The sequence below is a fragment of the Pantoea sp. JGM49 genome (assembly GCF_018257655.1).
Taxonomy (GTDB): Bacteria; Pseudomonadota; Gammaproteobacteria; order Enterobacterales; family Enterobacteriaceae; genus Pantoea; species Pantoea communis.
On sequence record NZ_JAERJM010000011.1, the window covers coordinates 130595 to 145214 of the forward strand.

General features: G+C 54.1%; 12 protein-coding genes. 8 read left to right on the top strand and 4 right to left on the bottom strand.

The window, feature by feature from the left end; translation table 11 throughout:
- Positions 1 to 28 precede the first annotated feature (28 nt).
- Positions 29 to 925, top strand: a complete 897-nt coding sequence (gene iolE, locus JK231_RS18620; protein WP_034819699.1) for a myo-inosose-2 dehydratase — start codon at positions 29 to 31, stop codon at positions 923 to 925.
- 99 nt (positions 926 to 1024) lie between these two features.
- On the opposite strand, the gene glpD is transcribed toward iolE, so the two are convergent.
- Positions 1025 to 2533: a glycerol-3-phosphate dehydrogenase gene (glpD, locus tag JK231_RS18625; protein ID WP_211729225.1), complete on the bottom strand. Its 1509-nt coding sequence runs from the start codon at positions 2531 to 2533 to the stop codon at positions 1025 to 1027.
- Positions 2534 to 2761: 228 nt separating this feature from the next.
- Here glpD and glpE point away from each other — a divergent pair, with 228 nt between their 5' ends.
- From glpE to malQ, 5 genes are all read left to right on the top strand, one after another.
- Positions 2762 to 3088 (top strand): thiosulfate sulfurtransferase GlpE, encoded by a 327-nt coding sequence (gene glpE / locus JK231_RS18630; RefSeq protein WP_211729226.1) that lies wholly within the window; start codon positions 2762 to 2764, stop codon positions 3086 to 3088.
- Positions 3089 to 3120: 32 nt separating this feature from the next.
- Positions 3121 to 3945, top strand: coding sequence for a rhomboid family intramembrane serine protease GlpG (gene glpG, locus JK231_RS18635; RefSeq protein ID WP_160833803.1), 825 nt, complete (start codon positions 3121 to 3123; stop codon positions 3943 to 3945).
- Positions 3946 to 3986: 41 nt separating this feature from the next.
- Positions 3987 to 4745, top strand: a complete 759-nt coding sequence (locus JK231_RS18640; RefSeq protein WP_034819687.1) for a DeoR/GlpR family transcriptional regulator — start codon at positions 3987 to 3989, stop codon at positions 4743 to 4745.
- 187 nt (positions 4746 to 4932) lie between these two features.
- Positions 4933 to 7338, top strand: coding sequence for a maltodextrin phosphorylase (gene malP / locus JK231_RS18645; protein WP_211729227.1), 2406 nt, complete (start codon positions 4933 to 4935; stop codon positions 7336 to 7338).
- Between the two features lie 91 nt (positions 7339 to 7429).
- Entirely contained in the window at positions 7430 to 9475 is a 2046-nt protein-coding gene (malQ, locus tag JK231_RS18650) for a 4-alpha-glucanotransferase (RefSeq protein ID WP_211729228.1), read from the top strand.
- A gap of 37 nt (positions 9476 to 9512) precedes the next feature.
- Here the strand turns inward: malQ and nfuA are convergent, their stop codons facing one another.
- Together nfuA and JK231_RS18660 are read right to left on the bottom strand one after the other, a co-directional pair.
- Positions 9513 to 10088: a Fe-S biogenesis protein NfuA gene (nfuA, locus tag JK231_RS18655; protein WP_034819678.1), complete on the bottom strand. Its 576-nt coding sequence runs from the start codon at positions 10086 to 10088 to the stop codon at positions 9513 to 9515.
- A 58-nt stretch (positions 10089 to 10146) separates the two neighbouring features.
- A complete protein-coding gene (locus JK231_RS18660; RefSeq protein ID WP_211729229.1) occupies positions 10147 to 10824 on the bottom strand; it encodes a phosphoribosyltransferase family protein in 678 nt (225 codons plus the stop codon).
- A 34-nt stretch (positions 10825 to 10858) separates the two neighbouring features.
- Here JK231_RS18660 and bioH point away from each other — a divergent pair, with 34 nt between their 5' ends.
- Together bioH and JK231_RS18670 are read left to right on the top strand one after the other, a co-directional pair.
- Positions 10859 to 11635, top strand: coding sequence for a pimeloyl-ACP methyl ester esterase BioH (bioH, locus tag JK231_RS18665; RefSeq protein ID WP_211729230.1), 777 nt, complete (start codon positions 10859 to 10861; stop codon positions 11633 to 11635).
- Between the two features lie 150 nt (positions 11636 to 11785).
- Positions 11786 to 12055 carry a DUF1471 domain-containing protein gene (locus tag JK231_RS18670; protein ID WP_160833808.1) on the top strand — a complete coding sequence of 90 codons (270 nt, stop codon included), beginning with the start codon at positions 11786 to 11788 and terminating at the stop codon, positions 12053 to 12055.
- Here the strand turns inward: JK231_RS18670 and JK231_RS18675 are convergent, their stop codons facing one another.
- The gene (locus JK231_RS18675; protein ID WP_211729231.1) at positions 12056 to 13744 is read right to left on the bottom strand and encodes an alpha-amylase family glycosyl hydrolase; all 1689 of its coding nucleotides are present in this window, start codon (positions 13742 to 13744) and stop codon (positions 12056 to 12058) included. It lies immediately after the preceding gene.
- Positions 13745 to 14620 lie beyond the last annotated feature (876 nt).

Below are 14620 nucleotides of genomic sequence, written 5' to 3' on the forward strand. Positions count from 1 at the left end.
ACTTCTCTCTCAGAATCAGGGAATTGAAATGAACAAAGACAATGTAAAACTGGCGATTGCGCCAATCGGCTGGACCAACGATGACATGCCAGAACTGGGCAGCGAAAACACCTTCCAGCAGACCGTCAGTGAAATGGCGCTGGCAGGCTTTACCGGCAGTGAAGTCGGCAGTAAATATCCGAAAGATCCGGCAGTGCTGAAGCCGATGCTGGAAATTCGTGGTATTCAGATCTGCAATGCCTGGTTCAGCACCTTCTTCGCCAACGGCGACAAGGCGAAAACCATCGACGAGTTCACCCAGCACATGAACTTCCTGCACGCCATGGGCGCGCGCGTGATTGGTTGCTCTGAGCAGAGTAAAAGCATTCAGGGCACCACGCTGGCAGTGCTGGAGCAGAAGCCGATATTCACCGATGAAGAGTGGCGTCTGACAGCGGAAGGCTACAACGAGTTGGCTGAGATCGCGGCGAAGAAGGGCATGCGCGTAACGCTGCACCATCACATGGGGACCGGCATTCAGACCCCAGCGGAAATCGATCGCTTTATGGAATCAACCAATCAGAATGTCGGCCTGCTGTATGACACTGGCCACATCTACTACTCCGAAGGCTCACAGCAGGCGATGCTGGATGTGCTGACCAAATATCTGCCACGTATTTTCCACGTGCACCTGAAAGATGTGCGTGACAGCGTGGTGGCTGAAGTGCGTGAAAAATCACTGTCATTCCTTGATGGCGTGAAGAAAGGCACCTTCACCGTGCCGGGCGACGGCGTGATTGATTTCAAACCGGTGTTCAAAATCCTCGACGATTACGGTTACAAAGGCTGGATGGTGGTGGAAGCGGAGCAGGATCCGGCGCTGGCCAATCCGTTCGAATATGCGGTGAAAGCGCGTAAATATATTCGCGAGAATACCGGCTTATAAGTTCAATGATGCGCGATTTATCGCGCTCTTTTGACCATCAGACACAATAAAAAAGGCCGTTATCCCTTACAGGATAACGGCCTTTCTATTTGGCCTGGATTATGAAGCCAGCGACAGAGCCGGTTTCTGACCGTTGACCGCCAGCCACTCACGAATGCGTGCCTGCTCGGCTTCTGTCAGCCACATACCTTGTTTGGTACGACGCCAGATTGCGTCATCCAGTTCGCGCACCCATTCATTTTTCACCAGGTAGCGCAATTCAGCTTCATAAAACTCGTGACCGAAGTTCTCGCCCAGATCCGCCAGACTGCTTGCGCCTGCCAGCAGTTCTTCGGTGCGGCTACCGTAGGTACGGGCAAAGTGGCGCGCCATGCCTTCGCTGATAAACGGATAACGACGACGCAGACCTGCGGCGTAATCTTCACGGGTGCCAGAGAAATCACCGCCTGGCAGTACTGCTGATTTAGTCCAGGCTGGGCCGGCGTTGGGATAGTACTTCGCCAGTTTTTCCAGCGCGTGCTCTGCCAGCTTACGATAGGTGGTGAGCTTACCGCCAAACACCGACAGTAGCGGCGCCTGGCCATTGTCGTCATGCACATCCAGCGTGTAATCACGGGTGATGGCCTGCGGTGAATCCGATTCGTCATCACACAGCGGACGCACACCAGAATAAGTCCAGACGATGTTATCTTTGCTCAGCTGCTGTTTGAAGTGTCCGTTAAACACTTTCAGCAGATAGCTGATTTCGTTGTCATCGATCTTCACGTCTTTCGGATCGCCTTTGTACTCCACATCCGTCGTGCCGATGATAGAGAACTCGTCCATCCACGGAATCACAAACACGATACGGTTATCTTCGTTCTGCAGGATATAAGCCTGCTTTTCACGGTGTACGCGCGGCACCACAATGTGGCTGCCTTTGATCAGGCGAATACCGTACGGCGATTTCAGCTTCAGGCCATCATCAAAGAATTCTTTTACCCAAGGTCCAGCGGCATTGACCAGGCCTTTGGCACGCCACGTGAAGGTTTTGCCGGTATCAATATCTTCCGCTTCCACCATCCACAGGCCACTCTCACGCCATGCACGGGTCACGCGGGTGCGGGTGCGCACTTCGCCGCCCTGTTTCACCACTTCCTGCGCGTTGAGCACGACCATACGCGCATCATCCACCCAGCAGTCAGAATATTCGAATCCGCGCGTAATCTCAGGCTTAAGGGCCGATTCCGCGCCAAAACGCAGGCCTTTACTGCCCGGTAAAGTGGTGCGTTTACCCAGACGGTCGTACATAAACAGGCCAAGGCGAATCATCCACGCCGGACGCAGATGCGGGCGATGTGGCAAGCGGAAGCGCATTGGGAAGGCAATGTGCGGTGCCATTTTCAGCAGCACTTCACGTTCAGCCAGCGCTTCGCCCACCAGACGGAATTCGTAATGTTCCAGGTAGCGCAGGCCACCGTGGATTAATTTAGAGCTGTTGGAGGAGGTTGCACAGGCCAAATCCCGCGCCTCCAGCATCAGCACTGACAGTCCGCGTCCTGCAGCGTCCACTGCAATGCCGGCTCCGTTAATGCCGCCGCCGATCACGATCAGGTCTTTGGTTTCCACGTCATCTCCTCCGATGTTCGGAATAGTTCTAAAATGTTCGTTTTCGAGCGTAATAATAATCGGAAACCAACATTGATGCCAGCGCTTAACTCAATAAAAACATTTTTGCGTGATATAGCTAACATTCCTGCAGGAAAAAAAATCCATAGCCATAACTTTTGTCAGGTTATCGCGACGGATTCTCAGGTTAAACTAGGCGCTAATTGTGACGACCTTATGAGAGACACCATGGAAAACTTCGAATGTATTTCGGTTCAGCAGGCTAACGAGCACCTGGCACAAGGCGCGCAGCTGGTGGACATTCGCGACCCACAAAGCTATGCCATGGGCCACGCGACAGGCTCGTTACATCTGTCGAACGACAATCTGGCGGACTTTATTGCGCAGGCGAATCATGAGCTGCCGGTGCTGGTGATGTGCTATCACGGCAACAGCAGCAAAGGTGCAGCACAGTTCCTGTTAGGGCAGGGATTCAATGCCGCGTATAGCATCGATGGCGGTTTTGACGCCTGGCGTAGTGCGTTTCCAGCGCAGGTTGCGACTGGCAGCGTCTGAGCCGATCCCTAAAAGGAAGGAGAGCACGCACGATGCGCATTACCCAGTTTAACCATCCCCGCATGGCACAGGCATTTGTGGACTATATGGCCACACGTGGCGTCACGCTGCGTATTGAGCGCGAAAGCCACTATGTCATTATGCTGGATGACGAAACGCAGCTTTCAATGGTTGAAAACGAACTCGCACAGTTCATTCGCGATCCCAACCATCCGCGTTATCAGGCGGCCAGTTGGCACACCGGCAGTACCGAGAGTGGCTTGCGCTACGAGCGCAGCAATATCTGGGCGAATATTCGTGAACGCGCAGGTCCGCTCACCATGACGATCATGATCGCCTGCGTGGCGGTGTTTATCATGATGCAGATTGTTGGCGATGATGTGGCGCTGGATTGGCTGGCGTGGCCTGCTGACTCCTCACAGTATTTCCAGGTGTGGCGCTGGTTTAGCCATGCGTTGTTGCACTTCTCACTGCTGCACATCCTGTTCAATCTGATGTGGTGGTGGTATCTCGGTGGCGCAGTGGAAAAGCGTATTGGCAGCGGTAAGCTGTTTGTGATTATGCTCATTTCCGCGCTGTTGAGCGGCTGGATGCAGGCCAAATTCAGCGGTGTGCTGTTCGGCGGACTATCGGGCGTGGTGTATGCGCTGATGGGTTATTGCTGGCTGCGTGGCGAGCGCGATCCCGAAAGTGGCATTTATCTGGAGCGTGGTCTGATGGGCTTCGCTATTGTATGGCTGATTATTGGCTGGTACGGCGCTTTTGGGCTGTCGATTGCTAACGCTGCACATGTCACCGGCTTGCTGGTCGGCCTGGCCATGGCGTTTGTCGATACGCGCAATGTGGCTCGTCGGTAGCAGGTATAAAAAGAAAACGGCTCTGAGCCGAGGAGAGAGATGTGAAGCAGACGCAACGTCATGACGCCATTATCGATTTGGTGCGACGCCAGGGATATGTCAGTACGGAAGAGCTGGTGGATCACTTTGAGGTGAGCCCGCAAACCATTCGGCGTGACCTGAACGATCTGGCCGATCAGAATAAAATTCAGCGTCATCACGGCGGCGCGGCGCTGCCTTCCAGCTCTGAAAACACCGCATGGCAGGACCGCAAAATGATGTGGTCAGCGGAAAAAGCGCGCATCGCCGAGCGTGTGGCGAGCCAGATCCCGGATGGTGCCACGTTGTTTATCGATATCGGCACTACGCCGGAAGCGGTGGCGCATGCGTTGCTGAATCACAACAATCTGCGCGTGGTGACCAACAACCTCAATGTGGCGATTTTGCTGATGGCGAAGCCGGATTTCCGCGTCATCATCGCTGGCGGCGAAGTGCGTACGCGGGATGGCGGCATCATGGGTGAAGCGACGCTGGATTTCATCTCCCAGTTTCGCCTCGATTACGGCATTCTCGGCATCAGCGGCATCGATATGGATGGCTCACTGCTGGAGTTCGATTACCACGAAGTCCGCACCAAACGCGCGATAATCGAAAACTCACGCTGCGTGATGTTGGTGGTGGACCATTCGAAATTTGGCCGTAATGCGATGGTGAACCTGGGGAATATGAGCCTGATTGACTACATGTATACCGATCAGACGCCGCCTGCCAGCGTGCTGAAGGTGATTGAGCAACACGAAGTCCATCTCGAACTCTGCTAATCCATCCTGTCGGGGCGGTTGCTATGCCGCCCGCAGAATGGCATCAGGTTGCGCGCCACGCGTAAATCCACTTTTTTTCCCTCCATCCGCATTTCCCTGTCGCTTTTTTCTTCGCCCCCGGCTTTACTTATCCTTTCTGGTTATGCGCTCGCCCGTCTTTACCGTTAACGGACTCGAAGGGATTGATATGTCGCAGCAAAAATTTAATAAAACACGTTTCGACGCCGCACTTACCCGCCAATGGCAGCACCTTGGACTCACCTCCGCCCAGCAAATGACACCGCATCAGTGGTGGCAGGCATTAAGCCGTGTGCTGACCGAGATGCTCGCCACGCAGCCGCCCGCCACACCGCGCGCAGGCCAACGCCATGTGAACTATCTGTCGATGGAGTTTCTTATCGGCCGCCTGACCGGCAACAACTTGCTGAATCTGGGTTGGTACGACGAGGTGAAGGAAGCGCTGGCCGCGCATCAGGTAGAACTCAGTGAGTTGCTGGAGGAAGAGGTGGATCCGGCGCTTGGCAACGGTGGATTGGGGCGCCTGGCCGCGTGTTACATGGACTCGATGGCCACTGTCGGGCAGGCCGCGATGGGACATGGCCTTAATTATCAGTACGGTTTGTTCCGCCAGACCTTTGACGATGGCCAGCAAAAAGAGGCGCCAGACGACTGGCAGCGCAACAGTTATCCGTGGTTTCGCCATAACGCCGCACAGGATGTGCAGGTTGGCATCGGCGGCAAAGTGAAGAAAAACAGCGATGGCTCGCTACAGTGGCGACCTAAATTTCAGCTTAAAGGTGAAGCCTGGGATTTGCCGGTTGTCGGCTACCGTAATGGTGTGACGCTGCCGTTACGTTTGTGGCAAGCCAGCAGCGTGCATCCGTTCGATCTCACCCTGTTCAATGATGGCAAGTTCCTGCAGGCCGAACAGCCCGGCATTGATGCTGACAAACTCACCAAGGTGCTGTATCCCAACGATAATCACGCAGAAGGTAAACGCCTGCGCCTGATGCAGCAATATTTCCAGTGCGCGTGTGCGGTGGGCGATATTCTGCGCCGCCACCATCTTGCCGGGCGCTCGATCCACACCTTGCCCGATTTTGAAGTCATCCAGCTCAACGACACGCATCCCACTATCGCCATCCCGGAGATGCTGCGTATCCTGCTGGATGAGCATCAGTTGAGTTGGGATGAAGCCTGGCACATCACCAGCCGCGTTTTCGCCTATACCAATCACACCTTGATGCCGGAAGCGCTGGAGCGTTGGGATGAGTCGCTGGTGCGCGATCTGCTGCCGCGCCATATGCTGATCATCCGCGAAATTAACCAGCGTCTGAAAAAAATCGTCAAGAAGCAGTGGCCCGGCGATAGCGCGACATGGCAAAAGCTGGCGGTGGTGGCTGATGGACAGGTGCGTATGGCGAACCTGTGTGTGGTGAGCTGTTTCGCCGTGAATGGCGTGGCTGCGCTGCACTCTGAGCTGGTGGTGAAGGATCTGTTCCCGGAATACCACCTTCTGTGGCCAAACAAATTCCATAATGTGACCAATGGCATCACGCCGCGCCGCTGGTTGAAGCAGTGCAATCCATTGCTGTCGAACCTGATTGATGAAACGTTGCAGGTGGAGTGGGCCAACGATCTGGATGCGCTGGAGTGGCTGGCGCCCTATGCGCGTAAAAAAGCTTTCCGTCAGCAGTTCCGCACCATCAAGCAGCAGAACAAGCTGCGCCTGACCGTATACATCAAACGCGTGACCGGCATTGATGTGAATCCTGATGCGCTGTTCGATGTGCAGATTAAGCGGCTACACGAGTACAAACGTCAGCACCTCAGCCTGCTGCATATGCTGCACTGCTATCGTCAGCTGCGGGACAATCCTGATAACCCCGACTTTGTGCCGCGCGTATTCCTGTTCGGTGCCAAGGCCGCGCCGGGCTACTACCTTGCCAAGAACATCATCTACGCCATTAACAAAGTGGCCGAGGTGATCAATAACGACCCGAAAGTCGGCGATCGGTTAAAAGTCGTGTTTATCCCTGACTATCGCATTACCGCCGCCGAGTTGATGATTCCGGCAGCCGATCTCTCGGAGCAAATCTCGACTGCCGGTTATGAAGCGTCCGGCACCGGGAATATGAAGCTGGCGCTGAACGGCGCGCTGACCATTGGCACGCTGGATGGTGCGAACGTCGAAATCGCCGAAGCGGTGGGCGAGAAGAACATCTTTATCTTCGGCAATACCGTGGATGAGGTTAAGGCGCTCAAAGCCAACGGTTACAGCCCGAAAAAACTGCGCAAGCAAAATAAGTATCTGGATGGATTGTTGAAAGATCTGGAGAAGGGCAAGTTCAGCGAAGGTGATAAGCAGGCATTCGATATGCTGCTCACCAGCCTGACCAAAGGTGGCGATCCCTGGCTGGTGCTGGCCGATTTCGAGGCGTATCTCGACGCGCAGCAACAGGTTGAAGCCTTGTGGAAGAACCCGGAAGCCTGGACTAAAGCGGCGATTCTCAACACCGCGCGCACCGGGCGATTCAGTTCCGATCGTTCGATTCGCGATTACCAGCAACGCATCTGGCAGGCCGCGCGCTGATTTCCAGCTCGCTATTGATGGCCGCTCGACATGGTTTCGATAAGGTTTTCGTCGGATACGTATTGATACGCACTGCACCCAAGGAGACGTGATGACGTTCAGCAAACTGGATCAGGCCGCGCAGGAAGCGGGTATTGCGGTAGATTTTACCAATGCGAACGGTGAGCGGGTGCGCATTAGCGACGACACCAAACGTGCACTGCTGGCGGTGATGAATACGCCGGAAGGTAAAACGCCACCACTGCCACCGGTGCTGGTTTTCACTCCGCGCCGTCCGCGTCAGTGTTGCCCGCAGGGCAAAGGCGAATTTAGCTGGCAGCTTGAGACCGAACGGGGCAAAACTTACAGCGGCACGCTTCAGGCAGGCGAGACCTTCACATTGCCGCCGCGTCTGCCGCAGGGGTATCACCGTTTGACCTTACAGCAAGGACGTCAGCAGTGGCACTCGCGCATTATTATCGCGCCACGTCGCTGCTATTTATCCGAACCGCTAGCGCAAGGCGACAAACGCTGGGGAGCGCTGGTGCAGCTTTATACGCTGCGATCCGATCGCAATTGGGGGATCGGTGATTTTGGCGATCTTGCGCAAATGCTGGAGCAGATCGCCGCTCACGGAGGCGATTTTGTTGGCCTCAACCCGCTACACGCGCTTTATCCTGCGCAGCCTGACCACGCCAGCCCTTATAGCCCCACCTCGCGTCGCTGGCTGAATATGCTGTATATCGACGTTAATCAGGTGGCGGCATTCGCTCAAAGCGCTGAAGCACAGCGCTGGTGGAAACTCGCCAAAACGCGCAAGGCTGTGCAAGCCGCGCGCGCCACTGACTATGTCGATTATCGAGCGGTGGCTGAGTTGAAAATCACCGCGCTACGCCTGTCCTGGCAGCATTATCAGCCTGAGCAGGAATTCCTGCAATTTGTCGCCGAGGGCGGCGAGCATCTGCGCTATCAGGCGGCGTTTGACGGCATTCTGGCAGAACGCAGCGCTCAGCAGGAGAAGGAGTGGGGGTGGGCATCGTGGCCGGAAACCTGGCGCAATGCCCATCAGCCAGAAGTTCAGCAGTGGTGTGCTGCACATGAGGACGAGATTCAATTCTGGTGTTGGTTGCAGTGGCTGGCGCAGCAGCAATTTGCCGCCTGCTGGCAGCGTAGCCAGCAGCTCGGCATGACGGTGGGATTGTACCGGGATTTGGCGGTCGGTGTGGCGCAGCACAGCGCAGAAACCTGGCAGGACCCGCAGTTGTATAAGCTGGGTGCTTCGGTGGGGGCACCGCCGGATCGCCTGGGGCCATTGGGGCAAAACTGGGCGTTGCCGCCGCTTGATCCGCATGAGATGCGCGCGCGCGGCTATCAGCCTTTTATCGATTTATTGCGCGCCAATATGCGTGATTGTGGCGCGCTGCGTATCGATCACGTGATGGCGTTATTGCGGCTGTGGTGGATTCCGTATGGCGAGACAGCAGACAAAGGCGCCTATGTGTCATATCCGGTGGACGATTTGATGGCGATTCTGGCGCTGGAAAGTCAGCGCCATTGCTGCATGGTGATCGGCGAGGATCTGGGCATTGTGCCGCCGATCATCGTTCGCATGATGCGCAGCCACGGCATTTTCTCGTGGAAAGTGCTGTTCTTCGAACAGGAGCGCGATGGCCGCTACCGCCAGCCTGCGGCTTATCCTCGACAGTCGATTGCCAGTGCCAGTACTCATGATTTGCCCACGTTGAGCGGATTCTGGCAGGCGGAAGATTTGGCATTGGGTGAAAAGCTTGGCATGTATCGCGATAGCGTGCTGCACTCCCTGCAACAACAGCGCACAGCACAAAAGCAGGCTTTGCTGGACGCCTTACAGCAGGCGGGGGCCATGCCAGCTCGCAGTCGTCAACCTGCGTTGAAGCAACCGCTGACGCCGGCGATCAATGTGGCGATGCACCGTTACCTGGCCCGCACGGAGAGCGCATTACTGGGATTGCAGCCGGAAGATTGGCTCGGCATGACAATGCCGGTCAACGTGCCTGGCACAGTGGATGAGTATCCCAACTGGCAGCGCAAGTTATGTGTCACGCTGGAAGAGATGTTTGCCGACAAAGCCGTGAAGCAAGTTCTGAAAGCGGTGAATGACGGACGCAAAGCGAGGTAGAAATCTGCGGCAGCGCGGGTGCGCTGCCGCAAGAAAATCAATAGTAAGAGTGCTCGCCGCGCTGGTGTTCAGTGAGGTCACGCACACCTTTCAGCTCAGGGAACGCTGCCAGCAACTCTTTCTCGATGCCATCTTTCAGCGTGACGTCGATCATTGAACAGCCGTTACAGCCGCCGCCAAACTGCAGAATCGCGTAACCGTCATCGGTGATTTCCATCAGGGATACACGACCACCGTGACCCGCCAGCTGTGGGTTGATCTGCGCTTGCAGCAGATACTCCACGCGCTCAACCATTGGCGCATCATCAGACACTTTACGCATCTTGGCGTTTGGCGCTTTCAGCGTCAGCTGGGAACCGAGGTTATCGGTGACAAAATCGATCTCAGCATCTTCCAGATAAGGCGCGCTCAACTCATCAACATAGGCTGACAGCTTTTCGAACTTCATTTCAGTATCAGTGGCTTCTACTGCATCGGGTGGGCAGTAAGAAACACCGCATTCCGCGGTTGGCGTACCCGGATTAATGACGAATACGCGAATTTGTGTGCCATCTTCTTGTTTTGACAGCAATTTTGAGAAGTGCTCTTGCGCAGCATCAGTAATAACGATCATGGCGATTGCTCAATAGTTGACTAAATTACTTGGTTATAATACGCCCAACGCCGCCGCTCTACAAGGTACGGCACAGGCAGCCAATATGCACGCTGGCCGCGCCTTGCGCCAGCAAAATGCGGCTGATTTCTGCCACCGTGCTTCCGGTGGTAACCACATCGTCGATGAGCAGGATATGGCGTCCGCGCACTGGCATTTCAAGGGAAAAGGCCCCGCGCAGATTCTTTTTCCGCGCCGAAGCGCGCAACGCATTCTGGACCAAGCCCCGCCGTCTGCGGCGCACCCCCGCACGATATTCACAACCTAGCCAGTGTGCCAGCGGTTTTGCCAGCAGCTCAGCCTGATTATAGCCACGCTGCCAGGCACGACGCCGATGTAACGGCACACTCAACACCAAATCAATGCGCGGCGTAAGGTTATCGCGGCGACTATTTAACAATTTTAACAAAAGGAGTCGTGCCAGCATCACTCTGAGTGCGGTTGCCCGAGAAAATTTCAGCTGGATGACCCAATCGCTCAGCGGCGGCAGGTAATCACTCACGCAAGTCAGGCTGTGCCACGGCGGTGGACAACGCAGACAGCGGCCGCACAATCGGGTGCCGCTGGCCGGCAGTGCACAGCAGGGGCAGATCGCGGGCAGCGCCGGGATTTGTTGCGCACAGCGGCTGCATAGCCCGTGTCTGGCAATCTGTAATGGCAGGCGGCATAGCCAACACAGGGCAGGGATTGATAGCATAGCGGCCTCTTTTCACTTTTCGGGAGTGTAACCGATGAGTTCGCTTTACTGGCACACCACAGGCACAGGCGATCGCGATCTTGTGCTGCTGCACGGCTGGGGATTGAATGCCGAAGTGTGGCAGAACATTGTTCCACGACTCAGCCCGCATTTTCGTCTGCACCTGGTGGATCTGCCCGGCTTTGGCCGCAGCCAGGGATTTGGTGCACTGACCTTAGCCGACATGGCTCAACAGCTGCTTCCGCAACTTCCTGAGCGTGCAGTGTTGCTCGGTTGGTCGCTGGGGGGACTGGTTGCCAGCCAGATTGCACTGATGCAGCCTGAACGTGTCACCGCGCTGATTAGCGTGGCGTCGTCGCCCTGTTTTACCGCGCACAAGGATTGGCCGGGCATCAAGCCTGAGACGCTGGAGAGCTTCCAGCAGCAGCTGAGCAATGATTTCCAGCGCACCGTAGAACGTTTCCTGGCCTTGCAAACCATGGGTACGGAAAATGCGCGCCAGGATGCACGTCAGCTCAAAGATGTGGTGCTATCGCAGCCAATGCCTTCGGTCGCGGTGCTGGAAGGTGGACTGGAGATATTGCGCGAAGTGGATCTGCGCGCGCAGCTGCCGCAGTTGGCAATGCCCTTGATGCGTTTGTATGGATCGCTGGATGGATTAGTACCACGTCGAATTGCAAAGCAGTTGGATGAAGCGTTACCGCGTTCACCTTCAATTGTGATGGAAAAAGCGGCGCATGCGCCATTTGTCTCGCATCCTGACACATTTTGCCAGCATATTATCGAGTTCATCCAAGCGGTTACCTGTTAAATCTGTTGCGGCAGTGGAAATTCTTTCACCAGCGGTAATACTTTTGACGTGAGCTGAGCTGCTTCGCGGTGTGTTCTTTTGCTATCTCGCCTGTTGTGCTTCGCGGCCGCTGACATCCCAATAATGCAAAAAATGGATGAGGGTAATGCTATGAAGATGATGAAATTGGCTGTGGCTTCTCTGGTGATGAGTGCGGTGTCGTTTTCAGCGTTCGCCGCAAAGGAAGTGACTAAAGAAGAAGTGCAGAAAATGAATCTGGAGAAAATCGGTACGGTGACCACCACGGCGGAGACCACCTCACCGATGGATGCGAAGCGCGAACTCTCCAAAGCGGCCGATGAGAAAGGCGGCAAATACTTTCTGGTGATTGCGGGCCGCGAACATGGCAAGTTCAGCGCCACGGCGGATGTTTACAAATAATCAGCCACGCAACCACATAAATTGCCACGCAGCCAGCGTCATTGGCTGGCTGCCATCGATTTTCTCGCCACTGATCACATCCTGATAATGTCGCGCCTGCGGCAGATGCGTGGTCACTTCCCGGCTGCTGAGATTAAACACGCACAATAAGCCCTCTTCACTGCCTGACGGATGTCGCCGCAACATCAGCAGGGTATTTTCACTCTCCAGCAGCGTCATCGCATTATCCGGATGGAACGCGCTCTGGCGGGTGCGCAGCTGGATCAATGCGCTGAGTCGTTCATACACCTGCTGACGCAATGGGTCATCGCCGCTGATCCACTGTTCCATTTCACGCAAACTGTATTTCTGGCGATTGATGGCGCGGTTGTGTCCTGCCGCGCGCACGCCTTCATTGTCGTTGCGCGATCCCAGAATGCTTTGGATATAGATCGCCGGCACGCCCGGAAAGGCGAGCAGAATGGCGTGTGCCAGCAGGAATCGGCGCAGGCGCGTGTCATCGTCATCATTCTGCTGGTTGAGAGCATCGAAATAGGTGACGTTAATTTCGTAAGGGCTGGTGGTGCCATCGGGATTGTTTTTATAAGACACCAGCGCCCCTTCCAGCGCCAAATCTCGCACCAGTGCTACGATCTCCACTTCAGACAAAATACCGCGCGCAGGATTGAGGCCAATGCCATCGTGCGAGGCAAGGAAGTTGAAGAACGTGGTGGTGCCGTTACCGGTGCCCAGCGTGCTGGCCCATTGACGCAGCGCGCGTGCGGATCCTGAATGAATGGCATGGAGCACCAGCGGCGGCAGTGAAAACTGATACACCATCTGCGCTTCATCGTGCCCGTTACCAAAATAGCTGATGTTGTCTTTATGCGGCACATTAGTTTCGGTGACGATCACTGTGCCCGGTGCCACTTCGTTGGAAATGGCGCGAAACAGCTTCACCAGCTGGTGGGTTTTCGGCAGGTGAATGCAATTTGTACCCGGCGTCTTCCACATATACCCCACCGCATCGAGACGAACATAATCGGCGCCCTTGTTCAGGTAATCCAGCAATACGCCCACCATGCGAATCAGCACGTCAGGATTGGCAAAGTTAAGGTCGATTTGGTCGGCGCTAAAGGTGGTCCAGATAAAGCGCGTTTCACCATCAGCCATCTCAAACGGCGTCAGTAATGGCGAGGTACGAGGGCGCGTCACGGCGCTGAGATCGGTGGCCGGTGGCATGCTGATAAAGAAGTCATCCCAGCCAGGATCCTGCGCCAAAAAGTGGCGGAACCATTGGCTGTGCGCCGACATATGATTACAGACAAAATCGAACATCAACCGGGTTTCACTGTGCAGCGCCGCAATATGCTGCCACTCGCCACAGAGAGGATTCACCTGGTGATAATCAATCACGGAGAAGCCATCGTCGGAAGAATAGGGAAAGAACGGCAGCAAATGCACCAGGTTGAAAGTGGATTGCAGATGCTGCTGATAGAAGTGCGAGAAGCTGGCGAGCGTGGGCTGATCGGGTTCACGGAACTGATCGGCGTAGCTGATCAGCACCACATCCTTCTCGTCCCAGTGGGCTTTGCGCGGCAGTTTAGCGGTATCGTGCGCTGCACGAATGTGGGAAAGCAGACGCTCACGTGCGGCGACGGGGAAGCGGCCTTCGTAAATCTCATCAAGTAGGGCGTTGATTATGTCCATCAGAACGTTGGGCCACGCGGAAGGTCATTTTTTCACACGGATTTTTTCAGCGTAGACGGATGAGGGGATTTATCAACTTGATATGTGCGGAAGCAGAGCTGATTCCGCACAAAGGATAGTGCTCATATCTGATACTGGGCAGGTGATAAAATCAATTCAGGTTACATTTCAGCACTATAAATTATATCAATTATTTTTTATTGATAAGTCTAATTATTTTTGAATGGTTTATGAATAATGATTTTTTGGATAAGCCTTGATGCCAAAGAAGTCTTTACGCGGATAATCAAACAGGGTTTGTAGTGCGATATTTTGCAACCGCTTTTAAGTGATACCGTAATGGTAGTTAGAATGCCCGCATCACATAATTTTCTTTTCAGTTTGAAGGCTAACTGAGAAAGATTGTTCTGAGTGATGGATTCAAACCTCCTTGGCCACGTCTGTCTTATTAATGTTTCAACTGTGCTTTTTGTTTTTTTATTTTTCATTAAGTTTGAATAAAGAGTGTATTCCATTTTTGTTAATTTAATGTTCCTTCGATTGACGTAAAGTGCATTAACGTAATCATCAATGATTATGATCATCATTCTTCCTTGTATGTGTTCGCATTGGTTTTAATCAACCATAATGGAAGGGTTATAATAGGCAACTACTTTTTGTGGATTTTAATAAGCTGCTTGCAAAATAACAATCATGGATTTGGTTTTAAGTTTTATTACTTTCATTGGTTAATTATTAATTTAAATGACTGAGCCATCATCCCTGTGATATTTAAATTTATCTTTCCAGGATCGTTATTATTTCTTTGTTATTAAGGATTAATACAAGTATAGGATGGTTGCCATTTTTACTCATTCAATTGAATATGATTGAGTT